Source organism: Trichocoleus sp. FACHB-46, from assembly GCF_014695385.1.
Lineage (GTDB): Bacteria > Cyanobacteriota > Cyanobacteriia > FACHB-46 > FACHB-46 > Trichocoleus.
In genome coordinates this window covers 14526-41484 of record NZ_JACJOD010000033.1, presented here as the reverse complement: position 1 = coordinate 41484, position 26959 = coordinate 14526, and the positions used below count along the sequence as shown (strand labels likewise).

General features: G+C 46.7%; 26 protein-coding genes. 14 read left to right on the top strand and 12 right to left on the bottom strand.

Going from position 1 to position 26959, the window contains the following annotated elements; genetic code table 11:
* Genes H6F72_RS21220 through H6F72_RS21205 form a run of 4 tightly spaced genes read right to left on the bottom strand, consistent with a single transcriptional unit; the run spans nucleotide 1 to nucleotide 4096 of the window.
* Nucleotides 1–459: a hypothetical protein gene (locus H6F72_RS21220; RefSeq protein WP_190440439.1), complete on the bottom strand. Its 459-nt coding sequence runs from the start codon at nucleotides 457–459 to the stop codon at nucleotides 1–3.
* Nucleotides 459–1730 (bottom strand): hypothetical protein, encoded by a 1272-nt coding sequence (locus tag H6F72_RS21215; RefSeq protein WP_190440435.1) that lies wholly within the window; start codon nucleotides 1728–1730, stop codon nucleotides 459–461. The genes H6F72_RS21220 and H6F72_RS21215 overlap by 1 nt, the downstream gene beginning before the upstream one ends.
* Nucleotides 1730–2593, bottom strand: coding sequence for a hypothetical protein (locus H6F72_RS21210; RefSeq protein ID WP_190440432.1), 864 nt, complete (start codon nucleotides 2591–2593; stop codon nucleotides 1730–1732). The genes H6F72_RS21215 and H6F72_RS21210 overlap by 1 nt, the downstream gene beginning before the upstream one ends.
* A 3-nt stretch (nucleotides 2594–2596) precedes the next feature.
* Complete coding sequence (locus H6F72_RS21205) at nucleotides 2597–4096, bottom strand: phage tail protein (RefSeq protein WP_190440429.1); 1500 nt, start codon at nucleotides 4094–4096, stop codon at nucleotides 2597–2599.
* Nucleotides 4097–4167: 71 nt separating this feature from the next.
* On the opposite strand from H6F72_RS21205, the gene H6F72_RS21200 reads away from it, so the two are divergent.
* On the top strand, nucleotides 4168–4410 hold the full coding sequence (locus tag H6F72_RS21200; protein ID WP_190440426.1) for a hypothetical protein: 243 nt from the start codon (nucleotides 4168–4170) through the stop codon (nucleotides 4408–4410).
* 371 nt (nucleotides 4411–4781) lie between these two features.
* On the top strand, nucleotides 4782–7349 hold the full coding sequence (locus H6F72_RS21195) for an AAA family ATPase (protein WP_348252439.1): 2568 nt from the start codon (nucleotides 4782–4784) through the stop codon (nucleotides 7347–7349).
* Between the two features lie 66 nt (nucleotides 7350–7415).
* Here H6F72_RS21195 and H6F72_RS21190 read toward each other — a convergent pair whose 3' ends face one another.
* From H6F72_RS21190 to H6F72_RS21170, 5 genes are all read right to left on the bottom strand, one after another.
* Nucleotides 7416–7829 carry a hypothetical protein gene (locus H6F72_RS21190; RefSeq protein ID WP_190440420.1) on the bottom strand — a complete coding sequence of 138 codons (414 nt, stop codon included), beginning with the start codon at nucleotides 7827–7829 and terminating at the stop codon, nucleotides 7416–7418.
* A gap of 21 nt (nucleotides 7830–7850) precedes the next feature.
* On the bottom strand, nucleotides 7851–8171 hold the full coding sequence (locus H6F72_RS21185) for a hypothetical protein (protein WP_190440417.1): 321 nt from the start codon (nucleotides 8169–8171) through the stop codon (nucleotides 7851–7853).
* A 30-nt stretch (nucleotides 8172–8201) separates the two neighbouring features.
* Complete coding sequence (locus H6F72_RS21180) at nucleotides 8202–8738, bottom strand: hypothetical protein (RefSeq protein ID WP_190440415.1); 537 nt, start codon at nucleotides 8736–8738, stop codon at nucleotides 8202–8204.
* Nucleotides 8735–9070 carry a hypothetical protein gene (locus H6F72_RS21175; RefSeq protein WP_190440411.1) on the bottom strand — a complete coding sequence of 112 codons (336 nt, stop codon included), beginning with the start codon at nucleotides 9068–9070 and terminating at the stop codon, nucleotides 8735–8737. The genes H6F72_RS21180 and H6F72_RS21175 overlap by 4 nt, the downstream gene beginning before the upstream one ends.
* A gap of 287 nt (nucleotides 9071–9357) precedes the next feature.
* A complete protein-coding gene (locus tag H6F72_RS21170; protein ID WP_190440409.1) occupies nucleotides 9358–10380 on the bottom strand; it encodes a hypothetical protein in 1023 nt (340 codons plus the stop codon).
* Nucleotides 10381–10515: 135 nt separating this feature from the next.
* Between H6F72_RS21170 and H6F72_RS21165 the strand changes: the two genes are divergently transcribed.
* The 4 genes from H6F72_RS21165 (at nucleotide 10516) to H6F72_RS21150 (ending at nucleotide 13335) form a co-directional block, all read left to right on the top strand.
* Nucleotides 10516–10989 (top strand): hypothetical protein, encoded by a 474-nt coding sequence (locus H6F72_RS21165; protein WP_190440407.1) that lies wholly within the window; start codon nucleotides 10516–10518, stop codon nucleotides 10987–10989.
* 13 nt (nucleotides 10990–11002) lie between these two features.
* Nucleotides 11003–12229 carry a hypothetical protein gene (locus H6F72_RS21160; RefSeq protein WP_190440405.1) on the top strand — a complete coding sequence of 409 codons (1227 nt, stop codon included), beginning with the start codon at nucleotides 11003–11005 and terminating at the stop codon, nucleotides 12227–12229.
* A 29-nt stretch (nucleotides 12230–12258) separates the two neighbouring features.
* A complete protein-coding gene (locus H6F72_RS21155; protein ID WP_190440403.1) occupies nucleotides 12259–12897 on the top strand; it encodes a hypothetical protein in 639 nt (212 codons plus the stop codon).
* 228 nt (nucleotides 12898–13125) lie between these two features.
* Complete coding sequence (locus H6F72_RS21150; protein ID WP_190440401.1) at nucleotides 13126–13335, top strand: hypothetical protein; 210 nt, start codon at nucleotides 13126–13128, stop codon at nucleotides 13333–13335.
* 87 nt (nucleotides 13336–13422) lie between these two features.
* Here the strand turns inward: H6F72_RS21150 and H6F72_RS21145 are convergent, their stop codons facing one another.
* The gene (locus tag H6F72_RS21145) at nucleotides 13423–14613 is read right to left on the bottom strand and encodes an RNA-guided endonuclease TnpB family protein (protein ID WP_190440399.1); all 1191 of its coding nucleotides are present in this window, start codon (nucleotides 14611–14613) and stop codon (nucleotides 13423–13425) included.
* A gap of 127 nt (nucleotides 14614–14740) precedes the next feature.
* Between H6F72_RS21145 and H6F72_RS21140 the strand changes: the two genes are divergently transcribed.
* The 7 genes from H6F72_RS21140 to H6F72_RS21110 all read left to right on the top strand — a co-directional run bounded on the left by H6F72_RS21140 (nucleotide 14741) and on the right by H6F72_RS21110 (nucleotide 22875).
* On the top strand, nucleotides 14741–15736 hold the full coding sequence (locus H6F72_RS21140; protein ID WP_190440396.1) for a hypothetical protein: 996 nt from the start codon (nucleotides 14741–14743) through the stop codon (nucleotides 15734–15736).
* 4 nt (nucleotides 15737–15740) lie between these two features.
* On the top strand, nucleotides 15741–16010 hold the full coding sequence (locus H6F72_RS21135; protein ID WP_190440392.1) for a hypothetical protein: 270 nt from the start codon (nucleotides 15741–15743) through the stop codon (nucleotides 16008–16010).
* Nucleotides 16011–16072: 62 nt separating this feature from the next.
* The gene (locus tag H6F72_RS21130; RefSeq protein ID WP_190440388.1) at nucleotides 16073–16822 is read left to right on the top strand and encodes a hypothetical protein; all 750 of its coding nucleotides are present in this window, start codon (nucleotides 16073–16075) and stop codon (nucleotides 16820–16822) included.
* Nucleotides 16823–16930: 108 nt separating this feature from the next.
* Complete coding sequence (locus H6F72_RS21125; protein ID WP_190440383.1) at nucleotides 16931–17131, top strand: hypothetical protein; 201 nt, start codon at nucleotides 16931–16933, stop codon at nucleotides 17129–17131.
* A gap of 132 nt (nucleotides 17132–17263) precedes the next feature.
* Entirely contained in the window at nucleotides 17264–18409 is a 1146-nt protein-coding gene (locus H6F72_RS21120; RefSeq protein WP_190440380.1) for an RRXRR domain-containing protein, read from the top strand.
* 75 nt (nucleotides 18410–18484) lie between these two features.
* Entirely contained in the window at nucleotides 18485–19111 is a 627-nt protein-coding gene (locus tag H6F72_RS21115) for a hypothetical protein (RefSeq protein WP_190440377.1), read from the top strand.
* A 92-nt stretch (nucleotides 19112–19203) separates the two neighbouring features.
* Nucleotides 19204–22875, top strand: coding sequence for a DUF6884 domain-containing protein (locus H6F72_RS21110; protein ID WP_190440374.1), 3672 nt, complete (start codon nucleotides 19204–19206; stop codon nucleotides 22873–22875).
* A 317-nt stretch (nucleotides 22876–23192) separates the two neighbouring features.
* Here the strand turns inward: H6F72_RS21110 and H6F72_RS21105 are convergent, their stop codons facing one another.
* Both H6F72_RS21105 and H6F72_RS21100 read right to left on the bottom strand, forming a co-directional pair.
* Entirely contained in the window at nucleotides 23193–25466 is a 2274-nt protein-coding gene (locus H6F72_RS21105; protein ID WP_190440371.1) for an ATP-binding protein, read from the bottom strand.
* A gap of 227 nt (nucleotides 25467–25693) precedes the next feature.
* Nucleotides 25694–25984 (bottom strand): hypothetical protein, encoded by a 291-nt coding sequence (locus tag H6F72_RS21100; RefSeq protein ID WP_190440368.1) that lies wholly within the window; start codon nucleotides 25982–25984, stop codon nucleotides 25694–25696.
* Nucleotides 25985–26249: 265 nt separating this feature from the next.
* Between H6F72_RS21100 and H6F72_RS21095 the strand changes: the two genes are divergently transcribed.
* Nucleotides 26250–26846 (top strand): site-specific integrase, encoded by a 597-nt coding sequence (locus H6F72_RS21095; protein ID WP_190440807.1) that lies wholly within the window; start codon nucleotides 26250–26252, stop codon nucleotides 26844–26846.
* The last annotated feature ends 113 nt before the right edge of the window (nucleotides 26847–26959 follow it).

Genomic DNA, 26959 nt, shown 5'->3' with positions numbered 1-26959 from the left:
TTACACCTCATACCAGGTAACAAATCCGTTGACTGCAACAGCTGAGCCTAGACTTAGCCTGAAAGGTTGATCAATTGCTAGCCCAAGAGGTGGATTGAATGCTTCTGAATAATCTGTCAGCTGCATTGCGCCGGAAATTGCTGTGGTTCCACCCTTAAAAGTGACAGTGACAAGGCTTGCGGCTGTAAAACTAATGGCACAGATGCGAAGAGCCTTTCCTGTGGTAGGGCTAACGATCGGAGAATCGCCAGCACCACTAATGCTAATTGGCGTGGGAGTTGTAGTGCGAGAGAGGATGGTGACAAGTTTGCCAATTTCTGTTTTGACATCATTTAATCTGTCATGAGCAATCTTATCTGCGCGGGCTAGCCGGTAAGGAGCTTGCTCTGTCCCATCCCCTTGAAAAGTTTCAAGAAAAATCGGTTCTCCTGAGACTGCATCTAATCCTCGAATTGGCATCAATAAACCCCCAAAATAAATGCTGAATAAGTTGGGGAGACGAATTGAGTCTCCTGACTTGTGACATAAAAGATAGAACCTTCCGTCTGTACGTCTTCCTCCTCCTGTGAGTTAGGAAATCGTTGTTGGCTGTCCGCATCAACCCAGTAATCGATCGCGTAGCTTTTGCCCTCTGCCAACTCAGCTGAGGCATTTACCCAAGTCAGTTCCCCGGTATACACCTTGTAAACTTCAGCTATGTTTTCTGGAAGTTGGCCGACTCCATTGAAAAACTCGATCGCTACATCAAAAGCTCCATAGTTGTTTGGTTGTGGAGCAACGGGTCCTTGGCCAGCAAAAGAATCACCAGCGTTCACTAACCAGTGAGGTGCCCATAGAGTTTGAGTATCTATAGGAATTGGTTCTGGGTAGAAGTAATTTAGCAACGCCTCTGTTAATGTCAGCGACCGTTCTCGATATTGAGCCAGGTTTGTTGTCAAGTACGCTTGCAGGCAAGCATGTATCAACCTCAACTGTCCCGAACTCGTACTTACTTGAGAGGGTAAAGTATTGGATTCAGTCACAATTTGAGCAATCCCTTGCCCATTAATGACAAACGGCAACTCAGTGCGACTGTAAAAACTCAACCACTGATTGATTTGGAATAGTTTGCCTTGAATAGCAGATTCGCTCAATTGGGCCGCTAGTGACTCATCTGGCGCCTCTTTCAAAATCAGGTTTGCTGAGCGCAAAGTCGTGGGCTGTGAGGATTGGAAGACAAACTCTAGTAACAGGCGATCGCGCCCCTGCTCCAAGTCAACGGAGGTGAAGCGTCTCCCTAGTTCATCTGTCCAAAACAATGTCACCGGTGAGAGCACCGTCACTCCGGTATCTGTTTCTAGCAGAAGTTGCCAATTCTCACCTGTGCTCATTCGAGCTAAGGTGGGATAGATTTCAAAAAGAGATTGAGCCGTAGGAACTGGAGTTGGCAAATCAATTCCCTCTGCCTGTCTTCGGCTAAATTGATCAACAACATTGCAGAGTTGAACTCGTTCAAGCACAGGCACATTAACGACATCACCGGGCACTGCTGGAATACCTGCAAAATAAAACCAATCTCCTTGCTCAAAACTGCTGAAATGAGTGGCGATCGCTACTGGTTCCTCTAGCCGAAACTCACCTGCTATAACCGTAAAAAATTGGTTGGTAGGGATTGCAGGTACGTCGGGAATTACCTGTTGAGAATTGCCAACTACAACTTCTGTCTCAAATCCGGGATTGCAGCGTTCCATTAAGGCATCCTCAATAGTCCATTTGTTGCACCAATTTCAGCGGTGAAGTTTGAGCCGTTAGTGACATAACCAGTTGGAAACTGAGTTGAATTAAGGGGCTTGTAGCAAATGAGTGCGTCAGTGGGAGCTGGGGTAGCTCCTAACTGTCTACAAATCGCTGCGCCTTTAATGGTGGCTGCATTATCGGTTGTTAAGTTACTCCAAGTTGGGTTGGTTGCCTGCCACAACGCAGCATTGCCATTAGTGCCAAATCCCAACCCTGATAGGAGAACCGGAGCATAATTGCCTCCAGTTGCCAGTGTTAGTTGCGATACAGCAGTGAATGCTGGGGCTGTGGGTGCAGTGGTAACTAGATGAGCGTAGAAGGTACCGCTGGTTAAATTCAGGGCTCGGTTTAGCAGGCCTAGTAAGGTTTGAGTAAAAACTAATCCTTCCGAGAATAGAAGTCGAAGGACACCTGTGTTAGCAAGGATGGCACGGAAGTTTGCTGTGCCGTTCGGACTGAAGGGAATCGCCAAGTCGTTGTAGCAAAGGATAGGATCAGAAGGAGATGGGCCTCCACCAACCTGCTTGCAGAGTACCGATCCCTTGATACTGGCAGCGCCATTGGTTGCTAACTGAGGCCAGTAAGGGACTGTGTCAAAGGAGGCGATCGCCGCATCACCGCTAGTTGAAAGAACTGGTAGGTTATTGAATATAAAAGGGGCATAGTTACCGCCAGTTGCTGTGAATAGCTGCGCCACGCTGGTGATAGCAGGGTCTGTAGGCACAACAGTAACTAGCTGCAAGTAGAAGGTACCGCTGGTTAGGTCCAGCGATCGATTAAGGAGACCGAGTTTGGTTTGGTTGAATACCAGGGTCATAAGTTACAGGCAGGCGGTAGAGAAGAACCAGTCATAGATACGAGCGTTGAATGAAGAGGTGTTCACCGCTTGGTCAGCAGTGGACAGAGCAAGGCTGTCAGTACCACTGAGCGATCGCGCCTCAGCTGCTTGGTCAGCAGTGGATAGAGCAAGGCTGTCAGTACCACCGAGCGATCGCGCCTCAGCTGCTTGGTCAGCAGTGGACAGAGCAAGGCTATCAGTACCACCGAGCGATCGCGCCTCAGCTGGTTGGTCAGCCGTTAGTAATTCTTCTTCTAGGTCACCTACTTGCCCGCCGATCGCTGAGGCTTCAATTACTAACTCTGCTGTCTGTAGCTCTATTGCAGAAGTGCCTCCGATCGCTGGGGCCTCAATCACCGAGCTAACTGTTTCCAGAGCTAACTCAAGTTCGGCTGCACCTTGGAGGGGTGAGGCTTGGACATAGAGATTAGCCGTTGGCGATTCCGTAGTAATCGTCTGAATGGTGATGAGTCGCGGCGCTGTATACCACCAACCATCTTCATAGGTATCTCCCCAGCCAAGCTCTCCCCAGATACCAAACTCGACTTGTTCCTCAGCAATACTGAATGGCTCTGGTTGCACATCCAAAGCTGAGAAAGGCAGCAGGTCATCGTATTGAAACCCAAGAATTTCAAACTCTCGGACTGTTTGTTGCTGCGGTAGATTAGCATTGCGCTGTAACAGAACAGGAGAAGTTTCCTCAAAGTCCAGCCAGCCAAAGGTAGTGGGTTGAGTTTGAGCACTCCAAATTTCAAGATTGAGATCTAGGACATCAGGAAATAGGCGGTTCCAGTCCTGAACCTCTGGGTGCAAGTGCATCCAAGGACGATCTGGACCTAAAGCTGAGCCTGGTGAATCAATGGGGTTTGCATTAACCTGATCGAGTGTTCGATCCGTCCATACCTTGCCATATTCCCAGAACCAATCTGAACTTTCTAAAGAGAACCAATCTGGCTTGTAGGTTTGAGGATAATCACCGCTGCCAAACTGCTGCCGCTCTTCCCAAGTCTGAGTCAGCCAAGCATCATAGGTTGTAACGTAATCCCACCACTTAGGCGGGTGAGCAGTCGGTGATTTTCCAAAAGGTAAGTTGATAGCGAGGCGATCGCGGCTGTGAGATTCCTCCCATTGCAACCACAGGGCTAAAGCTTCGCGCACGCCCCACTCAGTGCCCTTGAGTTGCCAATAGCGCCAAGCTCGCGCGATAACGGTACGCTTTTGTTGAGCAGGCCAGTCAGGATTCAGGCCTAATCCCAACCAGTGCTCTCCTATGGGAGCTAGTCCTACAAACTGTCCTAACCAATCTAAAAAGCGTTCCGGCGTGAGGTCTGGATTGTAGAAAAACTCCTGCCGCTCTAAGCGGGAAAGGATAGCATCCAGCTCTGGTTGATAGGCTTCACAGACGTGCGCTAGCACCCCTTGCTCATCGGCAAGACGGGCATACAGTGGAAGTTCGTCGTAGATTCGGGTGCTGTAGGGCATAAAAATTAAAAAGGAGCCACGACCTTATCGGTACATGGCTCCCCTTTCGGAATGGCCTTCAATATTGCTTTGTGCGAATCTTAGCATTGCCAGCGCGATCGGAGGATCAGGGAAGTGGGGATGAAGCCGAGCCGAATGTCTCTCAAGAAACTAAGCTGTCAAAGCAGGACGAGTTTGACAATTGGTATCTCGAAGTCGTACGCGCTAGGTTTTGTCTCGATATTCCCGAGCGACATTTAGGTACAGTAGGAAATGAATTAGTCGTAAAAATTATTTCGTCTAGAAGCCTAAGTGATTATGAGGCGATTCCTTAGCAAGAGGCTAAGAAGTTAATGCATAAGAATCTGTAGTTAAAAAGACCTGTGACTACTATTTATTTGTCTTTGATTACACAGATAAGACAAATCCTAAAGGTAGGAATTATTCGCCAACACACAATTTTTAGCGCTACACTTTCTGGCCTGCATTAGGGGCATTGCCTTCCTGCAAGGTTGGATATAGCATGCCTAAAAAATTAATCGCTTTAAGTATCTTAATGTTTGGCATGTCTCTTAAGCTACTGATATAACTTAGAAGGCTATGTATCAATTCCTCACCTACTATCAATCGCATGCATCTTAAAACAGTCTTTGTCCGGTTCTACAAGTCTTTCAATGATGACTTCTTAAGGAAAAATGATAGTAGTGTGTTACCTAAACCTTGGGAAATGATAGATGGCGCTTTCTATCCATACATTACTATTCCTATTGAAAGCAAGATCACAACTGTTGTTGGCGCTAACGAATCCGGTAAATCTCATTTATTGAGCGCTATTGAGAAAGCTATAACTGGCAAAGGAATCGAGCGAAGTGATTTTTGCCGTTATTCGCCTTTCTTCACAGTTAAGCAGAATGAATTGAAATATCCTGACTTTGGTATGGAGTGGTCTAATTTTTCTGATTTAGAAAAACTAAATCTACAGAAGATATTAGATATTCCCGAGAACGTTATTTTTGATAGTCTTTTTCTGTTTCGCCAAAACATTAGTGACTTAACAGTTTACCTACCTGAGAAAGGAGACTATAGACTTTATAAAATCAATGGAAAGAAACATGAAGATTTGCAAAACCTACTTCCTGAAATACTGAAAATTGAATCTGAAATAGCTCTCCCATCTAGTGTACCTATCAAGATTTTAGTTGAGATAGATCAGGAAAAAGTTTTTGACAATCGAAAGTTTGAACTTCTTGATAGAGCACAAAGAAATGAAATTGTAGATTCACTTGATGATTTCAGTGGTGATTTAGACTTGGTTACCAGGGTTCGTTCTTTTCAGGGTGAAGACATAGAACGAGTGGATTCTAAAGCAATCCGACCATTGAAATCTATCATCAAAGCTTTAGACAAATTTGATTCTTATTATGAAGACAAAGCAAAACAATTTCAATTAGCTCATAAGTTAATTTGCAAGATTGCTCTGGTTGATTCTAATGCCTTACTTGATTTGGCTCAAGCAATTAACGATGATAGACAAGGATATGCTAATGGAATAGTTGAGAAAATAAATCGCCAGCTTGCTATTCATCTAAACTTTCCAAATTATTGGGTTCAAGACCGAAACTTCTGCCTGAAGGTAATGGCAAGGGATTACGATTTAGTTTTTACAATAACTGACCGAACTGGAACTGAGTACTCTTTCAATGAACGAAGCCAAGGGCTAAGGTATTTTCTTAGCTATTATATCCAGTACAGATCACATGAACCTCACTTCAGCAAATCTGAAATACTGTTGATGGATGAGCCAGATACGTATTTGTCTAGTCAGGCTCAACAGGATCTACTTAAAATATTTGATTTATTTGCAGAACCTCAATATGGTTCCCACTTAAAGCATCCAATTCAAGTAGTTTATGTGACTCACTCTCCTTTCCTAATTGATAAGAATCATGCTGAACGTATTCGAGTTTTACAGAAAGGAAATGAGGATGAAGGGACTCGAATCGTTAAAGACGCAGCAAGAAATCATTATGAACCTTTAAGATCTTCTGTAGGTCCTTATGTTGGAGAAACTACTTTTATTGGTAACTGTAATTTAATGGTTGAGGGTATTTCTGATCAAATTATTATTGCAGGGGCTACAGCCTACCTACGAGAAAAAAATATTCCTAACTTAGAAACTTTAGATTTGAATAAAATTACTATCGTTCCATCAGGGTCAGCATCGCATATTCCATACCTAGTTTATTTAGCGCGTGGAAGAGATATAGAACAACCAGCAGTAATTGTTTTATTGGATAGTGACAAAAGTGGAAAGGAAGCTAGAAGGCAATTACTAGGTAAAGGAGGACAGCATAGAAGACCTCTGCTTAAAGAAGCATTTGTACTTCAATTAGGTGATCTTAAAGAAGAGTTGAGCTTTATACCAGATAGCTTAATTGACGAAATTGAAATAGAAGACATCATTCCATTACCAATTTGTGTGCAAGCAACAAAATTGTATTTGCAGGAATTTTTACAAAAAGATGCAACGGAAATTTCCTTTTTAACGGAAGAAGTTGTTTTGGAGGAAATTTCTAATAAAACTATGCTTGATGCCTTAGAAGCAGGTTTGCAAAAGTCTTATGCCAGCTTAGAAATTAATAAAGTAGGATTCGCCCGTAATGTTATTCGAGTAGTTAATGAGTGGGGGCGAAAGCAAGAGCTTCCTCCTCAACAGAATGATGCCATTCAACTTTTTGAGAAAAATTTTAGAGTTTTGTTCAAAAAGTTGAATGTAATGCAGCGTCGTGCTCAACAAAAGTTGACTGATGAAAAACTATCCCAGAAAATAGAGCGCTTAAAAAAGAGCTTTAATGCACGCCATCCCATTTCAGCTAGACGTGAGGATGGAGTTATTTTGTTAGATGAGATTGAAGCTATCTTAGAAACTAATATAGAGATTGATTCAGATAAAGCAATTGAGGCAACCAAGAATGCAATTCAGAACTTACGTCGTGACTACAAACTTGAAGTTGATATGAATAAGGCTATTGATGATTATATTGGATTTCAAATGGGTTTAGAAAGAATAAAGTACGCAGGACTGTTAGCAAGTCAGGAGAAAGAAGATAGCAATATCTTATTGGAAGAAGTTTCTGAGTTAACCCAAGTAAATGAGACCGCTGTAGACGGAGAAGTTTCGAATGGCGACTCTCAAACCTCTAATGAGACTACTCACACTACTGATAGCGATGCTAAGGGTGATATGAAAAGAAGACCAAATCAACGTAAATAGTTAACCTGCAAGAGCAAATTTATTGTTGTGGCGTTATGTTTCCCGTGCACTAATACTTCTGACGAGTCAATCAGTGATTAGCTTCTGAAGAAGTGAGGAAATAAATCTCCACCACTTTGGTCGTCGTTCTTTAAATTCAATTCGGACAGAAACACGGGTATTGAATTCCAAGGCATTGTGTTGTCCTGCCAACATTCTGTTTGACTCCACTGGAGCAGCCCCATCTATCCAAGAAACTGTGATATGTGGATGCTTGTTGCAACAGGGCACCCATTCTGGCAATTGGACGGCGATCGCTTCAATGCGGTCATTCCAGCAAAGATGAGTTGTGACTACCTCAAACTCTCTGCCTTCTAAATGCTTCCAAGCCTTACGCTCAACTTTGTATTGAAGGGTGACATGATGAGGCTTGCCATTAGAGTAAAGAGGTTGCACCAATAGTGGGGTTTGCAACACTGCCTGAAGATTACCTTTGGGCATTGTGAAACTACTTGAGATTGTTTAGCTCTGTTCCCACGTTCTACGAAAGAGCTGCCAGGCTTCTTGAAATTTCGCTAAATTCTCAGGAGATTGATTCTCATTGAATTCATAAAAAGCCTGGTCAACTTTTAGTCCGAGTTGTTCTATGGATACCTGATCAGAGTCAAGGACAATCCTCAAAATCATTTCGGACCGCTCAACTCCTTGGTTGAACACCGTTAAAGATTGACCTACCTTTACTTGAGTGCGGCGATCGAGTAGATGTCCAGCTAGTCTTGCTGTCTCCTCCGGGGTGGTAAACATCCAGATGGTTTTGTTGATTTCGTCGTATTGGAGTTTCATGAGCGGTTGTCGCAAAATTTTGTGATTGTGTCAGGCCCTACTACCCATGACTGTATTCAGCTGCTCTGTCACATCCATAGTGGGTGGCCATAGACGCTGCCTGCCTTGTGCAGGAATTGGAGTAGGTAAGCTAATGAAATCGTCAAACTTCCAGGCAAAACGTCCCTCCTGCCAGTTGCCAACCGCTTTTTCTAGGGGGTCAACACTAGCAATATCAATTCCCCGTCGATCGGGAGGCATGAGAGGGCCATAAACGGTCGAATCCCACATCTCTAAGCAGTCAACTAATTTAGTGAGGGTAACAATTTGACCAAGCGGGAGACCTTCCCCTTTTGCTAAGTAGTCTCCCAAGACTTGATCTAGTTGTTGGATCAGTTTGGGATCAGTGTTTTGGCATCGAACTGCCTCGTAGATAACTTCGACTTCAGCCCCTACCACCGGGCGCTGAGCAGCATGAATCGCTAGCCAACCTCGCCATTGTGTGGACCAATGACGAGTCTCGTTTTTCTTCAATCCAACCAACGAAGCCCAAGGTTGCCAAAGTGTAATGCATCTTACAATTCTCATTCTTTGATACCAATAGAGGCGGCAACTTTCGGTCCTATAAATGCTCCCCATCTTCGGCGGTGGTGGGTGACATACATTGCCTCCAGTTCACCGCTATAAAGACGCTCCCAGGTATAACCAATCTCATTTCGAAAGGTTTGAGCTGTCCGATCCTCGGTTTTAGTGAGATTGAGTTTGTCTAGCTTGTTAGGTGCAACAAAGTATCCAACCACCTCGCCGTAGCGTTTAATTACAAGCGTTTTGTTCTCAAACCTGACTAATTGTGCGTATCGGGTATAGCTACGGCGAAATTCATTAATTGCAACGGCTTGGATCGATGATGCTTCTGACATGCTTGGGTGGACGTGAAGGTCTGACACGCTTACTCCTTCTTACAAAAAGCTTTGGTAACCGCCAAAGCTGAAGGATTGCTCCAGTGATGAAAATAACTGGACCGATGAAGAAGCTCAAACCAAGAGCTACTACACCAGCAACTGCGAATAATACTCCACCCACGATCATTGCTGGCCCTGCCAAGAGGAAAAATGGGTCATTGAGTGCTCGGTAACGTAACAAACGCCAAAAATTTTGGCTGAACGATGGTTGGGTAGTGGTCCGTCGTTGTCTACGCTTCATGGGTTTACCTGGCTTGAAGTAAGGAATTGGCTGGGACAAGAGACTCTCGAATCCATGCGATTGGCACTTCACCAATTTGACGAACAACAAAGCCATCTCCTCGGCCTGGTCCATCGAAAAGGTAGGGAGTGCCATCCATTGCTAGAACTTCCCAAATTTCATCAATTTGGAGGTATGCATTCTCAGTGAAACAATCGGGTAAATCATCCACCGATCGCAGCTCTCGCCGTTCAAATACTGGGAAATTGACCTCTGGTACCAATCGGATACAGCGCTCATCTTTGTAAGCCGCAGGTTCGCCAGGATGCTGAAATTGTTTCTCAGGCAGAAGTTTTAAGTAACCATCATTGTCAACGCGATCGCTCAGGCTCCAGCCAGAAGCGTAACTGAAGCAGCTCTCCCCATCTTTATCTCGGTAGCCACCGTTGAACCACTCCACCTTGTAAAGAACGAGTACTTTACCTTGGGGCCACTGCCAGAGCTTCTGCTGTGCTTCATTAACCTTGCGATCAATTTGAACTCGGATTCGCTGATCGACTGCCCCTAGTTGATTCTTTTCTAATTCGAGTACTCGTTGGTATTCTGACTGTTGGCGCTCTTGGGATGCGCGTTCTAATTCCTGCCGTTTTTGGGTTTCGTACTGCTCCTGTTGTTGCTTGGCTTGTTTCTCCCGCTCGCGCCCAATTAGCAGCAACAACCCCTGACCCAAACACTCATCACTAAGGTCATCTTCATGAATAGGCTTATATTGTTCTTTGCGAATTTTGTAGCCCCTTGAGTAAGGACGAGTGAGAATCCATATTTGACCATCGGCTTCGAGTTTGACAGCTGGCTTGGCATCATCGGCTAGCCAAATTCCTTCCATTTTGAGCTCATCAAAAAGGTTGATGATGCCGTTAATGGCAATGCTGTCTGGGCCGTGCAAGTCGTGTTTTACTTGGGTAGCGAAGTCCGCGATCGCTTGCTGAATTCTTTGCTGCTCAGCTCGCATCACTGAGGTGATTGCTGCTTCCAAATCTAAAGCCATAACTGATACGCTGTTGTCATGAATTTTGACGGTGGGGTACTTCGGTGCCCCTTTTTCTTTTAGAAATCTAGCACAGACCACACAGATTTATACGAAAATAATAATTTAATTAAATAAATCGGCTATTTTGATTGTATGCCACCCATTATTCCGCTCGACTTCATCGGCTCTGCTTGGTCGTTGTGGCCACCCCACAGCGATCGCGAAGGCTTGAACTTAGTATCTGGTACCCGCAAAATTGCATCAGACATTCTCTCTGTTTGTCTGATTCGGAAAGGGGAAGATCCCATTCACCCCAGTTTGGGTTTGGCCCCAGATTTATTTGAACCGCTCTCCAACTATGCACCGCAATACTGGGTCTACCACGTCCAAGATGAAATCAGCCGTTGGGTTGCAGGCATTGAGCGCTTGTCAGTAGATGTGGTGGACTACGAAGATTACAAAAACCGTCTGGTCACCGAAGTTCGCTTTGTACCGAAGCAAGAAGCAGATAATCACATCCTGACCTTTGGTTGGTACGCCTACCAAGGAGCAATTTGGGATCGGGATTTCGATACCTTCTTAGACGAAATTACCCTGGACGGCTCACCATTCAAAGCGCTCCGCTAGGAGAAGAAAGACAATGGCTTACGACCAGCATTACGACCTAATAGCGCGACTTGAAGTTGAATCTCGCCTCATTGAAGCAGATGACCTCTATAACTTTGATGATGGCGCTGTTTATGCAGCGCATATGGATCGGCTGGCACAACCTTTGCCCAACGGAGAAGAAAGCCCGTTTAGCTCTCGAAGTCCTACGAGTGCCCATGCGATCCTCACCGCTAGACAGGTTCACCTGCAAAGGCTAATTGCCCACCAGTTCAATCTGACTAAGGATCGTACTTGGGTTCAACAGTTCCGCATGCTGGGAGTAGAGTTACAGCCTGCGAAATATCCTGTCATCAATATTGTCTTCCGCCGTTCTACAGAAGCAGTTTTCAACAATATTCCAGTTGAAATTCCGTTGAACACAGAAGTTAGAAGTCGTATTGATCCTGGGTTGTCGGTTTACACGCTTTACACTGCCAGGATCGAAGGGTTGGGCGAGACAGTAACTGTCCCAGCCCGCTTAAACCAATTAGGTGCTTTACCAAACTTACGGCGCGGCGAGTTCTCTGATATCCCTCGTCTGCTCAGCTTTGTGGAATCTGCTGAAAATGATGGCACAGTCGTTTCGGCTGGCCGTCCTGCCGAAACGCTAGTTGAAGCAATGCTCCGCGCTAGGGAAGGAATTCGCTCTGGCAGCTTGGGCCGCTCAACGATTGATGGCACATTTGACCCTGAAAATGTTGCCTTTCAAGGCCGTTGCGTCACCGATCGCGACTATTACTACTGGGCTAGCCAGCTTGGAGCTGATAAGGTCAATGTCTTAAAAGGGATACAGTACGGCTCAGAAGGTACCTTCCGCGATTTAGTGACGGTTGTGGTTTACCCTACGGACGTTCGAGATCTAATCTTTTCCCTAATGCTCCCGATGAGTCTCGATCGCTTCGATGTGATTCCTGCTGAAGTGATTCCGATTGATGGCAAGATTCAGGTGCGAGTGACCCCTCAAATTGCAGACTTCCAAGTGTTCAACTTAGTAGCTGGCGCGATCGCGTCGCAGGTGAACCCACCCTACGGGACATGGGGCGATCGTAATTTTCCAGCGACTCTGGCAACTGCTTTGGAGCAAGCAGAAGGTATCTATGCCATCCCACTCATTCAGCTTAAGCATGCGGAAACTGGACAACCTCTGTCGGAGTTAGATATCAAACCGTGGAACTTATTAGAAATTCAAAATACCCTGGAAATAGAAGCTCTGCGGTAGTATATGACAGATATTCACTTTAATTCTGCATGTCTGCCGCTCGGCTTTCTCCTCAGAAACGTTATCAACGTAATCAATCCATTATTGAAGCTTATAAGCACAAGGACAAGACAAAAGAGTCTGTTCTTGAGATTGCACAGCGACATTTTGTTAGTGTGCCTTTGCTATACAAAATCGTAGATAAAGCCTCAGAGGAACTACCTATCAATGCAACCTGTATAGAGCCAGGATGCCAAGAGTTAGCAAAAGCAAGAGGTTGGTGCGGGAAACATTATCAACAATGGTGGAAAGCAAATTTAGCCCCCACAAAAAAAAAGTCTTTTGCAAAAGCACGTCGGGCTAGCCAGAAGAAATATTACGACAAAGGTCTAGCTCAAGAAGTTTATGCAAGCTATGCTGATACTCCCAAGGGAAAGGCAGCGCGATCACGTTCTCAGTATTGGTTCAAAGTCTTACATTTTTTAAATCGAGCAGAACTAAAGGCGATCGCTCAGAGCTTTTCCAATATTCCGCAGGAATCTATTCAAAAACTAGTTGATAATCGGTTACTAACTTGGGAAAAAATTAGAACCTTGCTGCCAGAGTCAGAAGTTGAAATACTTAGAGATTTGGGATTGGATACGCAGCAAGCTAAGACTATAAATCGACAGCGTAAGTATGAAGTCTAATAAATTTTGATATCATCAAATATATAATTAATTCTTATGTGTATATTGACTTTTAATTTGTTTTTGATTAAAATTAAATAAAGTCTTAAGCATTTTATTCTCTTCATTTGAACGCTTGAGTCTACTTCTATTTAGGTAGCTTTTTGACGCAAGCCATCAGCAATTTTCTGCTTGTTAAATAGGCGTGATGTTACTGCTGTCTAACATCAAAATCTTTAAAGAATTTCTATGGATTTATTACTAATTGGCTTGGGCCTAGGATTTGTCTTTGGCCTCATTATTGCGGATATTATTCGCCTAATTGTTAGTACCACGCTACACGTACTACTCTCTCCGTTCCGGTGGGTAATTGAAGCTGTTTTCGCAATCGTATGGCTGGTACTTCAAGGGTTGGCGCTTGTGGGACTGATAACCTTGTTGCTTCTGGTTCTGGGATAGAAGGAGTTACGAGTATGGTTGCGATCGCCGCATTGCACTTTTGAAATCTTGACACTCCCACGGCTAAAGCACGTGGGATTCTTGGCTCTACGAAGTCACTTGCTCAGGCAGGATTGCTCCAGCCAGAGTAGCGGTGTCTTCTCCCCAAGCGTTGCTTGCGTCTAGCGCAAAAGTTCCGACATGCCCTGCCGTACTCAATCCTCGACTTAGGATGTTTCTAGCCGCATTGTGGTCACGATCTAGCACAGTCCCGCACTGGCAAACGTGCGTTCTGGTACTGAGCGATTTCTTGACCACAGTTCCACAACTAGAGCACTCTTGGCTCGTTCCGTTAGGTGTTACAGCGATAGTGATCTTCCCGAACACTTTGCCGAAATACTCCAAATAGACGCGGAACTGATACCAGGATGCGTCGTTGATCGACTTGGCAAGACAATGATTCCGCACCATGTTTTTGATTCTCAAGTCTTCGTAGGCGATCAGGTCGTTAGACCGAACTACGCACCTCGCCAACTTCACGGCGAAGTCTTTACGCTGCCTACTTATCTTGAGGTGGCGCTTACCTAAAATCTGCCTCGCTTTGCCTCTGTTCTTTGACCCTTTGACCCGCTTCGATACGCGCCTTTGAGCCTGTTTCAACCTGCGTTCACTCTTGCGGAGGAAACGCGGATTCTCAACGGTCATACCCTTGGAGTCGGTGTAGAACTCCTGTAGTCCCACATCGAGTCCGATGGCACTTCCGAAGGGTTCAATCTTCTCGCGACGTTCCACACTGACGCAGAGGTGCACATAGTACCCGTCGGCCCTTTTTACTAACCTGATTCGTTTGATTTGGTCAGGTTGATAGAAGTTCAAATCACGAGTGCCTTTCAGCTTTAATGTGCCGATCCCTTTCTTGTCAGTGAAGGTGATGGACTTCCGATTTTCAGCCAGCTTCCACCCGGATGATTTATATTCAACCGAGCGATTGTCTTTCTGAAACCGTGGAAACCCCTTCTTGCCAGGAATTTGCTTCTTGCAGTTGTCGTAAAAACGACTGATTGCGCTCCATGCCCGTTCAGCCGCAGCTTGACGGGCCATTGAGTTGAGTTCATTGGCAAAGGGAAACTCTTTCGCTAGTACAGCACAGTATTTATTGAGGTCGTATTGAGACTTGCCCAACCCATCCATCCAAAAGCGTAAAGCCTTGTTACGAATGAATTGAACTGCTCTCAGAGCCTCATCAATGGCGCTGAACTGCTTTGATTTACCGTAAGCCCTAAACTCTAGTACAATCATGATCTTATGTTAACATGACTGACATAAGATTATTCGTTTTAGCGGCATCGAGCTGCACAACTCACCGCCTTATATCCCACCAAAGACAGCATGTGGGTTTTACGGCCTTTTCTATAAACAACCGAATATGTTATCCAATGGACTAGCCAGCGATAGTGCTGAGCTAATGCGGATGCGTAATGCCAAACGAGTCCGCCTCATTAAACTTTCTGGTGCCGGGGCTGGTATGCCTGACCAGTACACCGTTGCGATCGGTAATGACAGCAGCATTGTCACCTTCGTCGCAGGCACATTACCAGGCTCGGTTACAGATGAAGCTCTGATTGAAAACTCTGATTATGGTACAGCCCGTTCTGTGGCTGAGCGGCTTGCTGCCGCCCTTGATACCCATGTCTATGAGGAGCATATAGCAGCCCAGGAGTATCTGAGCTACATTGACTGGTCAAATTCAGAATCTCCAGAGTTGTTGAAGGTATCAAACTGGCTCCTCAACCGCTGCCAAGGGCAATTGATTCAGATGCAGCCAGATAGCCAAGGCATGCTTCAACCGCAGAGCAATTGGAATCTCTCCGATCCTTGGTCTGATACAGCTAGTTCTAAATCATCAAACTTTTTGTTGAACCCTAGCCCCTTTGAGGAGCCTAAGAACTTGCTGGCCCGACTGGCAACTGATCCAGAAGTTCTTCAAATTGATGCTTTTCGTTACTCTAGCTTGCAAGAGACGGCAGCAACTTGCGGGAAGTCTTTGTCTGAAAATGAATTGAAGCATTTAGCTCTTACGGTGCAGGCTCAAATTAAGCAGTTAGAGCAGGATTTTTTCAAGCAGATAGAAGACTCAATTACTGCTCCAGATAACCCTTTGGGCTTAGATACTACCCCTCACTCATCTACTTGGATGGCAGGTAGTGAACAAAGCATCCGTAAGGTTAGCGAGCTGCGGAAGCATCCAGACATTTTTGCTGTTATTGCAATTTATCGCTCAACAATTACAGCTTGCCTTTTGAAGGCACATTACCCCACTACTCAAGCGAACGTCGATAAAGTTATTCAGTTTATTTCCCCGCTACTCTCTGAATTATTTCTCAACTGTATTCGGCTAATTCCCGCTGCTTTGGAGGATTAGCCCTGTGGATAGCGCAGTAGAGTACGCAAATCGAGTAGAGCAGTGTCGGCTGCTCTTGAGCGCGATCGCCCCACAGCAAATTGTAGAAGTTCTACAAGAGCAAATGGCTTTTGAAGCAGAGGAGATGGAAGAATCGGAGCTGGAGGAGGGGATCACCGAAATGCTCTGGGATTATCCCTGTTTCATCACTTCTGCTAAAGTGAATTCTAAAACCCAGTCTATGTTTCGATCGAGCCTTAACTCCAACAAATCGAGCAAACAATTAGAAAATTGAGTTTCAAAGATAGGCAGAGCAAGCGCTTTCAGTTTCCACTCAATTTTTTCTTTGCCAGAGTGATGAATGAGGGTTATGACGTGATGACCGCTCATGTTGCTGGCAGTACCCAAATTGACTCAGCAGCTTTAATTGAAGCAATGAATTTCCGTACTGATGTGGTGGTTCTGACCGCCTTGGTTGATGAGGAGTGGCGATCGCCAGCTGTTGAAGGTTCAAGAGAAGAGTCGTTGCCTCTCGCTGTTCATTTGGAACTTCTAAGCAAGTTGCTTGGAGACATCGAAACAAAGGATGTTTGTCACCTCTTAAAGCCCTATATCTTACAGCCCCATACAGGCAGCGACCAATTTTTAGTACAACCGTTAGGGCTGATGTTAGCCGAGGTGTTCTACTCGGAAGAGTATCTGTACGAGGCCATTTCTCAGGGGGGCTTTTTAGATGCTGACCCTCTAAAACTCTCGATTGAGCAACGCCCCGATATCCTGCTTTTAGCGGCTTTGACACTAGACGAGACGTTTGCTGATATCTGTTTGCAGCCTTATATTCAGCGGCTACTCAACATCGAGCCAGATCAGATTAAGCACCATGCCAAAATTTATGGCATTGAATTAGACAAAGCCCACTGGGCACCTATTAATACCCTGTTGCAACAGAAGATTCGAGAGCTTCAAGTACAGATTGAAGTTGCTTACCGCAGTTCGCTAAACCCTTGCAGCAGTAGGTCTTTTGAATCAATCCTCGTCCTGCAAGTCACTCAGTTTCGGCTTAATCTGGACATCGCTTTAGGAGATCTATTCTCTAGCCTGACTTAATTAAAGCTTTCAAGAAGTTTAAGTATATGACAAATAAAAACAATAAATCAATGCTTGTATCTGCTAAATTATATAAAAATTATATCGCTATTAAATAATTTATGAGCGTTGAAGCCAGAGAAGCTCTCAGGGCGCTATCCTTTCCCGGATATTGTTCAGCGGGTTCAAAGTTTGGATCGACGGCGAGGTTGGCCTATTCGTACAGAAGCTGCCCTTGAGTCACAGTTCAACTACCCCGTCGCGAGCGGACGGGGATTGACTGAACCAATTCGGTTGACGCAAGTGTTGAATAGCCCATTGAGCCGCTAACTGGTACAGACTTCCGAATGTCTCCCTAGTTCGGATTATTTCTAAGGCTGATTGGTTCAGTCGTTGGGAAAGCCAAGACATCCTGTTAGCGGTGGGCGAAGGGACTAAAACAAAGCAATTTGGGTTATACCAATGCGAATTCCAGTCATATCTCACGACAATCAACCGCTCATGCCAACCACTCCAGCCAGAGCGAGAAAGTGGCTTGCCAGTGGCAAAGCCATTAAACGTTGGTCTGACTTGGGTTTGTTCTATGTGCAATTGACTCAGGAGCCATCAGGCCGTGACACTCAACCCATTGCCGTTGGTGTCGATCCAGGCAAATTGTATTCCGGCATCGGAGTGCAATCTGCCCAAGCGACTCTGTTTCTAGCTCATTTGATATTGCCATTTCAAACGGTCAAAGACCGGATGGAGCAACGCCGTATGATGCGACGGGGCCGCAGAGGGCGGAGAATTAACCGCAAGGTTGCCTACTCCCAACGCGCCCATCGTCAAGTCAGATTTGATAATCGCAAGCAACGTAAATTACCCGCTAGCGTCAGAGCTAATCGCCAGCTTGAATTGCGAGTGGTAACTGAATTGTGCAAGCTCTTTCCAGTCAGCCAGATTGTCTACGAATACGTGGAGGCAAGGGGTTCTAAATCCTTCTCTCCGGTGATGGTAGGTCAACGGGTGATGCTGGATTGGCTGTCAAAGCTGGCTCCCGTTAAAACGCAGCTTGGCTATGAAACAGCTAAGCTCCGAACTCAGCTAGGGCTAGTTAAGACCAAGGCCAAAGCATCTCAATCACCTGAAAGTCATGCTGTGGATGGTTTGGCCTTAGCTTGTTCCGAGTTTATTCAGTACGAATCATTTCACACTGCTAATACTCATGGACATCAGTGGATGGGTTCTGTTCAAATCACCGCCTCGCTATTTCGAGTCATTCGCCGTCCACCCATATCAAAGCGGCAATTGCATTTGATGGTGCCTGCTAAAGGTGGGGTGCGTCGCAGATATGGGGGCACCGTGACCCGTCATGGATTCCGCAAAGGTGATCTAGTCCAAGCGGAAATGGCTGGCAGAGTGTCAATCGGTTGGGTGAGTGGTGACACTCAAAAGCATGTTTCAGTGAGCGATTGCAACTGGAAACGATTAGGGCAGTTTGCGGCATCTAAAGTCATGCTGATTGCCCGAAATACTGGGGTGGTCGCTTCGGGGGCATCGAACCCCACTCAGCCACCCCTCCTATCCCTCCCTGCCTCAAGAGGACGGGGTTTCTCGGAGGAATTATGAATTTCAAGACCAGCTAGAGCAACAAACTATTGCTCTGACCAATGACGGCAAGCCCTTTTAGCGGAAGCGATCATAATGCTGACAGAAAATAAAAGCTGCCTATCCTATTGGTTCCCAAAGCTTGAAGTTGAAGGGATTCCAGTCCCTAAAACCGAAATCATCACCACAGATATTGACCTGGATCAGCTTTTAGAAAACACGGTTCCAGAAGGGTTCTCACAGTTCGTTTCCGCAATTCAGGCGGCGGGCGATCGCTTAGGGTATCCCTGCTTTCTTCGTACTGGACATACGTCTGGCAAGCATGACTGGCTCCGCACCTGTTATCTTGACCATCCGTGTTCGAATGTCATTGGTCAACACATTGTTGATCTCGTTGAGTTCTCAGTCTGCGTAGACTTCTTTGGCCTGCCTACCCGTGTTTGGGCCGTGCGTGAGTTGCTCAAAACAGAGCCCGCATTTCACGCTTTTCATGGTCTACCTATTACCAAAGAACGGCGATATTTCATCCGTGACGGCAAGGTAGAACACCACCAGCCCTACTGGCCTCCAGGCGCGATCGCTGGGCATACGGAAGAACCTCTTTGGCAAGAACTGCTAGCAGAGCTGAATGACGAAACCCCAGAAACACTCACAGCTTTAACCCACCTGAGTGAGCAAGTAGCAGCCGTGATGGACGGTTACTGGTCAGTGGATTGGTTGTAAACCCGCGATCGCGGCTGGGTCTGCATTGATATGGCGGAGGGCGAAAGATCTTACCGCTACACACCAAATTCAGAGGAGAGCAATAAGGCTCTATGAGTGATCGCCCTTATCCTGAATTCTTCAAGCCTCGCCAAGACCAACGACAGCGGGACTGGAATGAGTGCAAGCTCATTGAAGGCCCTGTAAAGAGCCGATATTTCAATGACTTTGAAAAGGCCTTGGCTGATGCTGATTTGCTAACCATTCAGAGCGCTATCCAAGCGTTAGAGCAACAACAATCAGGGAAAACCAAAATCAAGATTTTGCAGCGACGGCAGAAACAGCTTGAATCGGAGTTAGAGAAGGTAGAAATTCAGGACGGGAATTGGAGGGGAGTTCTCACTCCTGATCTTAGAGATGGTATCCATTTAACCTTTGAATCGCCGTTTGGTTCTAAGTGGATGCATTATGTCATTGACTCAGAATCGATCTGGGAAGTAGCAGACTATTTTCATGCGCGAATGCAGCGCCATTTCAGTGGTGATGATACTTTTGTTGGCAGCAAGGATTGGAACATTGTAGTTAGGCTTCACGAAAATTCCACTCCCCCAGTCAATAGGGTTCAAGTTAAGGCAGGCGATCGCGTCCGACTCCACAAGGAGTTTCTACCTGAAATGCTGGAATGGAATGGCGGTGTCAAGGGCGAAGTTGGAGAATGTGTTGTCTACTCAGCTCAAACGGCTGATGGCCTTTACTTCGGAAAGCGTGGTGTCATTGTTGAGGTGCTTGGCGAAGATACATTTAACGCAACCTTTGACGGAACGATAGAAGGCTACTCAGGTCACTGCTTCACTATCCCCGTGAGTCGGTCTGCTCTTGATCGCAGGCTTAAACCTAGGGAAATAAATGAAGACATCGTGTTTGATGTTCTGCTGGTTCACTCGTTGGGAATCGAGCTTTCCTACGATGGGAGTAGGGAATATCGAGTGTTGTCAAATGCAATTCGCGAGGTTCTTCCTGAACCTTCTTCGGATTCTTTGGCCACCAATGATTTGTATGGAGATGAAGATTGCCAGGAAGAGCTAGAGGCTGAGGTACCCAAAGAGGAAGTAATCTTTGAGTCTGACAGTGACTACTCAGATGCTCAATACCACCAGGTTAAAGCGACATCTCTAGAAACTTCCATCACTCTGAAAGAGCGTCAATACAAGGTTGGTGAACCTCAATTTTGTTGGATTGGCTATGACCCTAATAAAGCTCATAAGCGGGGCTGGACAGCGGAAGAACTGTCAGAAATGGACACAGCAACTACCATAATCACTACTGATGGGGTAGCAGTGTCCTTGCGGGACGAATCATCCAAGCCCCCTTGGCTGTTTGTGTATTTGGCAGCTTGGGCGTACACGGAGGATGAGCTAAGGAAATTTGGGGTAGATACTTCCGGTATTGATGTTCAGATGGTTGAGTGTGCTCCTTCTAATTGGAAGATTAATCAGGAGATAAAAGGCAAGCGTATAACGGCATCTGAAAAAGTTCAGAAGCAAATTGTTAGGCTTCGCTCAGCAGCCGACAACCTCAGTAGTGATATTGAAATTACTCAAAAAATAATTTCTGGCTCAACCATTGTTTGTCGCAGGGGCAAGCATCCAGCGCAGCACCCCGAAGCCTATGCGGAACGGATGATCCGGGTGCAGGCTGGACTGAGAGCGATCGCTGACCATCTGGAGGCTGGTACCTGCCCAGAGACTCTACAGGGCATTTATGCAAAGGTGCATGCAGAAGAACTGCTATTTCCCCACTCAAGCTACTCTGACAGCTCGGTGCTGTCGAACATCTTCAAAGGCGATCGCACGAAATTTGAAGCGGCTCAACACAAACTAGCCGCTCTCATATCCAATGCCAGTCAATCGCCAGATGAAGCAACACCGCCAGAGCTGAAGGGTAAGTGCAAGGCCTGCTGGTGTGCAGAGGCTGGGGAAATGTTGAGCCCGGATGACCCAGTGAAGTGCCACGGGCAGATATTGGATAAGGCGCAACGTGGTGACTATGACGCCTTAGTCCCTAAAACACTTTGCTTCCTGCCAGTACTGATCTCGCCTAGTTCTACTTTGTCATCAAGGATTGAACTCTCAGTAGGCGATCGCGTTCGAGATACTCGTGCTGCCAAGTGCAATCAGGGAGCGGGTGTCGTTCGTTGGTTCTCTCCTCATCGCGATCGCCCCAATGATTGGCTGGAGCCGTGGGTAACTGTAGAGTGGGACAACAGCAAAGCTGAGCAGGTGCTTGCTTGCCAGCTGGAGCTGGAACAAGTTGATTCAGGTTTAGAACCCCCTCCACCTCCACAGCCAATACCCGCAGACCTGTCTAGTGGTGACCATTTAGCAGACTTCCCTGAAGATGACGATGCCGCTCAACTCACTCCTTTTACGGCGCTATGCGGCGAACAGACAACTGATGCCATCAGTACTACCTGCTTCAGGCTGAGTCACTTAGCAGGTATCTGCTCTGCTTGTATTCAGGTGTACCAAGCAAGGAGGTCAAAACTTCTGGCAGGAACAAACAAGTTACTAATCATTGGTTGCTCCCAATCCAAAGATGATTGTGAGGCTCCTATTCCTGCCATTTGCCGCTACACGGGACCCATGTACAAGATGTTGGCAAAGTTTCAGGAGCGCGATCGCTTACCTAAAGACTTGTCTATTTGGATTTTGTCAGCAGAGTTTGGGTTGATCTCTCACAGCCATAAAATTCCCAATTACGATCGCCGGATGTCTAAAGCCAGGGCAGACGACCTGCGCCTTCAGGTTCGAGCTAACCTTAAAGCGCTGGCTCAGCACCCTTATCAGGAAATTTATGTTGACTTGGGTAAGGACTATCTAGAAGCGATCGCTGATCACTCAACATCAGCAGAAACTTTTCTCAACGAACTATTTCCCACCACACGTGTTCACTTTGGCAGTGGTGGCATTGGACAGCGGGTATCCCAGGTTAAGCAATGGATTGAGTCGGGTAAACCCCCTATTCAAGCGGGTCAGGCTACTACACGGCACGTTGGGTTATCTAAACAGCAGCCTCGCTTATGTGGAGCTTTGGAAGGGGCATACTACTTGGCGTCGCATTTAACGCCGTGGCAGGCTGAAGGGAGGTCCTTACTCTGCCCTGAGTGCTTTACAGCTTGGCAATCGACCCTTAGCCCCCACTCCTCACTCCCCACTTCTCACCCTTCATCCCTCATCCCTCACCCTTCCCCTGCCGAAGCTGCTGAAGTGACTGTTAAGGATCTGGATGAAGGAAGTGGAGATCCGATCGTGAAAGTCTGGCGACGGTTTGGTGAGGTTTGGTCCTACATTGGTCAGATGGGATATCGATCCAAGGTAACTCTTCGCCCAGGCGACATTACTTGTCTACCAGACATAAACCCCAACGAGGAGCCTCCAACCTCTTCGGCGCAAGAGTTACCAAAGATTGAGCAACAGCCCGTTCCAACTCCTCAAGTAGTTCCTGAACAGGCGATCGCCTCAGCAGAGCCTAAGCCGTCACAACTACCCTGTCAGCATCTAAGAGTTGTGATTGGACTCGATAGTGCCACATGTCCGGATTGCAAACAAACTTTCAACGAAGGCACCCGAGGATATGCCAAGCTATTGGGCCGCGAGCCAGAGGCTAACTCCAAGTCTCCTCCTAAAGTCGAGCCTCAAGCGATCGCACCGTCCGCTAAGTCTGGCCCCGGGAAAAGCAAAATTACAAACACTATTGAGCCAACAGGGCAACTAAGCCTGTTTTAGCGGCGTTGTTGACAGACTCTCTAGAATCCCCTGACCAGCCTTCTACATGTTGCAGGATCGGGTATGTTCAGCAATGGGGCTGAATTTAAACTAAATCACCGTTTAGTTATGGTCTGAAACCCTTGATTTCTCGTTGAGCCAAAAATCTAGAACTACGCAAAATCGTTTGATTAGTTGCGGTGTCTGGCAACTATGCAGACTTCATTAAGCTATTAATTAGAACCTATAAATTGACTGATTAATCGGGAATCTCGATAAGCATTTATACTTGTTGTGAGCAAATGGCCCTTTTTTACACGAATCGTTGCCATACCCCTCTACTGCTTAACTACGGACTGAGCGCTAGGAATTTGGATGATAAACTCAGTTCCTTCACCCGCAGCAGAGCAGCAGATGAGGTTGCCCCTGTGTTTTTCCATGATAATTTGATGGCTGATTGCCATCCCCATGCCGATGCCCTTCCCCAGTGGTTTGGTGGTGAAAAAGGGGTCAAAGAGCTGCTTTTGCACGTCCAATGGTATGCCTGGTCCATTGTCCGCGATCGCAATTCTCACCCATTCGCAGTTCACCCGTTCTGTGCAAATGGTAATCGTAGGAGCTTTATCGAGGATGCGTTTGCTAAAACTTTCCTCTAGAGCATCGATTGCATTCGCCAAGATATTCATAAATACTTGGTTTAGTTGCCCAGCGTAGCATTCCACCCTCATCGGGCTGATGTACTGCTTAATCACCTGAATTTCCGGGCGATCCGACTTGGCCTTGAGACGGTTCTGCAAAATCATCAAGGTGCTGTCAATGCCTTCATGAATATCCACCTCCTTCATCTCGGCCTCGTCCATACGCGAGAAGGTGCGGAGCGAAGTAACAATTTTTTGAATGCGATCCGCTCCTACTCGCATAGAGGTGAGGAGTTTGGGTAGGTCTGCCTGGAGAAATTCCAGGTCTATTGTCTCTGCCTCGTCTCGAATTTCTGGATGGGGTGCGGAGTAATGCTTTTGATACAGATGCAACAACCTCAACAAATCTTGGGTGTAGTCCTCCGCATGGGTGAGATTGCCGTAGATGAAGTTCACCGGATTGTTGATTTCGTGGGCCACCCCCGCCACCAATTGACCCAAGCTAGACATCTTTTCGCTGTGGAGCATCTGGGACTGGGTGCGCTGGAGTTCTTGCAGAGTCTGGGCGAGTTCTTGGGCTTTGGTTTGGCTCTGCTGATACAGTTCTGCTTGGTTGAGGGCGATCGCCAGTTGGTCGATTACAGCTTGCAGAAGTTCTATCTCACTGGCTGTCCAGCTATGAGCCTGGCTGAGATGATAACAAGCCAAGCAACCGATACGCTCCGAGTTGGTGGGAATCGGCAGTAGAATTGCAGATTTGATCCCTAAGCTTCGCAAGCGTGAACGGTAAATCGGATCACTAAACTGTGCAACCGTGTCAATTTGGATAACTGGCTGTTCGCGAATCAATCGGGTTACCGAACCAACGATATCAGCTGGGTAAAGTCCTAAAAAGCTGGAATAGCTCTTCCGTTTCGATTCCTTGACGACTTCCCAAGTCGGTGGCTCCACCTCAGGGTTGAACCAGCAAAAGGTACAGTGGTCAGCCTCTAGCAAGTCCCGAACGGCTCGAAGCGTGGTTGCAATCACGATATCTAAATTCAGGGACTGACGGATCTGAGTGGCTAAGCGATTGAGCATTGCCTGACGCTCTGCATAGTCCTGGAGTTGGGCTTCAGTCGCCTTGCGATCGCTGACATCGCGACAGACAATCATGCCGCCTTTTAAGTTGCCTGTGGCATCTTTGAGCGGTTTGCCACTAATGAGCAACCAGAGCCCCGCTGGTGCTTGAGCATGGCGAATAAACATCTCGACATTCTGTGGCTCCTCACCCTGGAGTGTCCGGACCAAGGGCAGGGCTTCTATTGGAAACGGCGTTACGGTGTCTGGAAGGAACAGCCCGTAGTGCTCCGACCAATCTGCTTGATCAATCTCCATGGCTCCATTGCCAAAGAGCTTCTCTGCGGCTGGGTTGAAGACCAAAAACTTGCCTGCTTCATCAGCCACAATCACCCCATCATTCATCGAGTTCAGAATGAGCTGGGATAGCTCCTGTTGCGCTTGCAGTTCTGCTTGGGTCTGATCTTGTGCCTCTTCTGCCTGTCTACGACGAGTCACATCCATCAACATGCCGTCCCAGACGATATCACCATTCGGGTAGCGCTCTGGACGAGAAGCAGCCTCAATCCACTTAATTTGTCCTGAGGGTAAGCAAAAGCGTCCTTCCCAGCGCCAGGGGTTGAGGGTTTGAGCAGAGTGAGCCACCGATTGGTCAAAGCCAGGGAGATCTTCTGGATGAATCAGACTCACCAGCCGCAGGCCATTTTCTCGAATTTCATGGGGTTCCAGCTCAAATAATTCTTGACAGCCCAAGCTCACAAAGGGAAAGCTAAACGCCCCATCGGGAGACAAGCGAAACTGATAGATCATTCCCGGCAAATTATCGGCTAGCTTACGAAACCAGGCTTCGCCATGCTCAGTGGCTGGTGATTGCTGAGATGGAACTGCGAGCTTCAGTTCTTCCTGGGATACCATGCTACAGCAGATCCTTGGTACGAGGGGACGAGATTGAAATTAGCCTGCCAAACCTACAGGCTTGGCAGGATTAGCACAGCCGTCAGACGTAGAGTTAGTCGTTCGTTCCACTCATCAGGCACACTGCTCCATCTTACAGAGGCGATCGCGGGCGATCCGATGAGGAGGACAATAGCACCACAATTTCCCTTCCAACCATGCAAGCTTCAGCAATTAGAACTGGCCCTTCAAGCAGCCACTGGCATGGGTTGAGCCACAGGAGCAATAGCGGAACTCAGAGGTAGCGTTCTCAAGCTCACCCAAATCTTATACTCTGCTCTCATACAAGTGATGCACACTTGACTGCCTTGCTCTGCCAAGTCCATTGCTACGGCAAAAGCTTTTTGTCTGCTACTAGCAGGAAAGCTGTCCCAAAGGCAGTACAGCTCTTTTTCAGAACACATCCCTTCGCGAATCTCGTGGTCATACAAAAACTTAAAGAAGTGGACCAGCTCGTGAGACACCACTAAGGGCAACATAAAACATCTATCAGAAGTAATAACTTTATTTTCCTTAATTTCTCATCACAAAAATGTGTTCTTCCTTACTTGAATGAAAATCATTAAAATCTTTATTTTAATGAATAGCTACAAATTTCAATTCACCAGAGATAGTTAGCACTAACCCTAAATTCTCAGTTTGCTAGAAGGCGATCGCCTGAAAAAATGTAGTTCGCCACACCATTAGGTTGCGCTTGCTTGTAAAGCTGATTGACTTACTTCAGGTAGAACCAAGGTGGGTGGAATGAAGGTAGACGGCCACGGTCAAGCCAAGGTGTTAACACCCCACGAAATTGGGAAATTATTTAAGGCGTTTGGCAGCGATCGCGACCGTGCTTGTTTGGTTATCTGCCTCTACACCGGATGCCGCATCAGTGAAGCTTGCTCGATGCTCACTACCGATGCTTACGACGCAGCCGGGGTCAGGATGAAGATTACCTTGCGTAAGGCCAACACTAAAGGAAAACAGGAGACGCGGCAGATTCCGGTCAATTCGGTTCTCAGGGGATACCTGGAGATTTACCGGAGTAGGGCGGGTAAGCAGTATCTTTTCCCCAGACGGCACGGGCGTGAGCATATCAATCCGAAGTCAGCCGATGAGATTCTTAGGGAGACGTGCGATCGTCTGGGGCTGGTGGGAGTGAGTACGCACAGTTTTAGAAGAACTGCTTTGACCCAGATGAGTAGTGCAGGGATACCGCTGCGGGTGATTCAGGAGATATCCGGGCACAGGAGCTTACAGGCGCTTCAACGGTATCTAGAAGTGTCGAAGTTGCAATTGGAGGGGGCGATCGCGTCGTTATTTTGTTTCGGCTTTATGTTTTTTCCCTTCAGAAATTGAAGTTTCGACTAAGTGTGACTTTAGACACACGGTGTTCTCAAAACTTAACAAATAATGAGTTTGTGACACCACAGGTTTCTCATGTACCCCCTAGTGCTCTCCCATGACCTCGT

Excerpts from the sequence above, each read along its gene's own strand:
- H6F72_RS21220 (WP_190440439.1), bottom strand. The coding sequence starts at position 459 with ATGCCAATTCGAGGATTAGATGCAGTCTCAGGAGAACCGATTTTTCTT.
- H6F72_RS21215 (WP_190440435.1), bottom strand. The coding sequence starts at position 1,730 with ATGGAACGCTGCAATCCCGGATTTGAGACAGAAGTTGTAGTTGGCAAT.
- H6F72_RS21210 (WP_190440432.1), bottom strand. The coding sequence starts at position 2,593 with ATGACCCTGGTATTCAACCAAACCAAACTCGGTCTCCTTAATCGATCG.
- H6F72_RS21205 (WP_190440429.1), bottom strand. The coding sequence starts at position 4,096 with ATGCCCTACAGCACCCGAATCTACGACGAACTTCCACTGTATGCCCGT.
- H6F72_RS21190 (WP_190440420.1), bottom strand. The coding sequence starts at position 7,829 with ATGCCCAAAGGTAATCTTCAGGCAGTGTTGCAAACCCCACTATTGGTG.
- H6F72_RS21185 (WP_190440417.1), bottom strand. The coding sequence starts at position 8,171 with ATGAAACTCCAATACGACGAAATCAACAAAACCATCTGGATGTTTACC.
- H6F72_RS21180 (WP_190440415.1), bottom strand. The coding sequence starts at position 8,738 with ATGAGAATTGTAAGATGCATTACACTTTGGCAACCTTGGGCTTCGTTG.
- H6F72_RS21175 (WP_190440411.1), bottom strand. The coding sequence starts at position 9,070 with ATGTCAGAAGCATCATCGATCCAAGCCGTTGCAATTAATGAATTTCGC.
- H6F72_RS21170 (WP_190440409.1), bottom strand. The coding sequence starts at position 10,380 with ATGGCTTTAGATTTGGAAGCAGCAATCACCTCAGTGATGCGAGCTGAG.
- H6F72_RS21165 (WP_190440407.1), top strand. The coding sequence starts at position 10,516 with ATGCCACCCATTATTCCGCTCGACTTCATCGGCTCTGCTTGGTCGTTG.
- H6F72_RS21160 (WP_190440405.1), top strand. The coding sequence starts at position 11,003 with ATGGCTTACGACCAGCATTACGACCTAATAGCGCGACTTGAAGTTGAA.
- H6F72_RS21155 (WP_190440403.1), top strand. The coding sequence starts at position 12,259 with ATGTCTGCCGCTCGGCTTTCTCCTCAGAAACGTTATCAACGTAATCAA.
- H6F72_RS21150 (WP_190440401.1), top strand. The coding sequence starts at position 13,126 with ATGGATTTATTACTAATTGGCTTGGGCCTAGGATTTGTCTTTGGCCTC.
- H6F72_RS21145 (WP_190440399.1), bottom strand. The coding sequence starts at position 14,613 with ATGATTGTACTAGAGTTTAGGGCTTACGGTAAATCAAAGCAGTTCAGC.
- H6F72_RS21140 (WP_190440396.1), top strand. The coding sequence starts at position 14,741 with ATGTTATCCAATGGACTAGCCAGCGATAGTGCTGAGCTAATGCGGATG.
- H6F72_RS21130 (WP_190440388.1), top strand. The coding sequence starts at position 16,073 with ATGAATGAGGGTTATGACGTGATGACCGCTCATGTTGCTGGCAGTACC.
- H6F72_RS21120 (WP_190440380.1), top strand. The coding sequence starts at position 17,264 with ATGCGAATTCCAGTCATATCTCACGACAATCAACCGCTCATGCCAACC.
- H6F72_RS21115 (WP_190440377.1), top strand. The coding sequence starts at position 18,485 with ATGCTGACAGAAAATAAAAGCTGCCTATCCTATTGGTTCCCAAAGCTT.
- H6F72_RS21110 (WP_190440374.1), top strand. The coding sequence starts at position 19,204 with ATGAGTGATCGCCCTTATCCTGAATTCTTCAAGCCTCGCCAAGACCAA.
- H6F72_RS21105 (WP_190440371.1), bottom strand. The coding sequence starts at position 25,466 with ATGGTATCCCAGGAAGAACTGAAGCTCGCAGTTCCATCTCAGCAATCA.
- H6F72_RS21100 (WP_190440368.1), bottom strand. The coding sequence starts at position 25,984 with ATGTTGCCCTTAGTGGTGTCTCACGAGCTGGTCCACTTCTTTAAGTTT.
- H6F72_RS21095 (WP_190440807.1), top strand. The coding sequence starts at position 26,250 with ATGAAGGTAGACGGCCACGGTCAAGCCAAGGTGTTAACACCCCACGAA.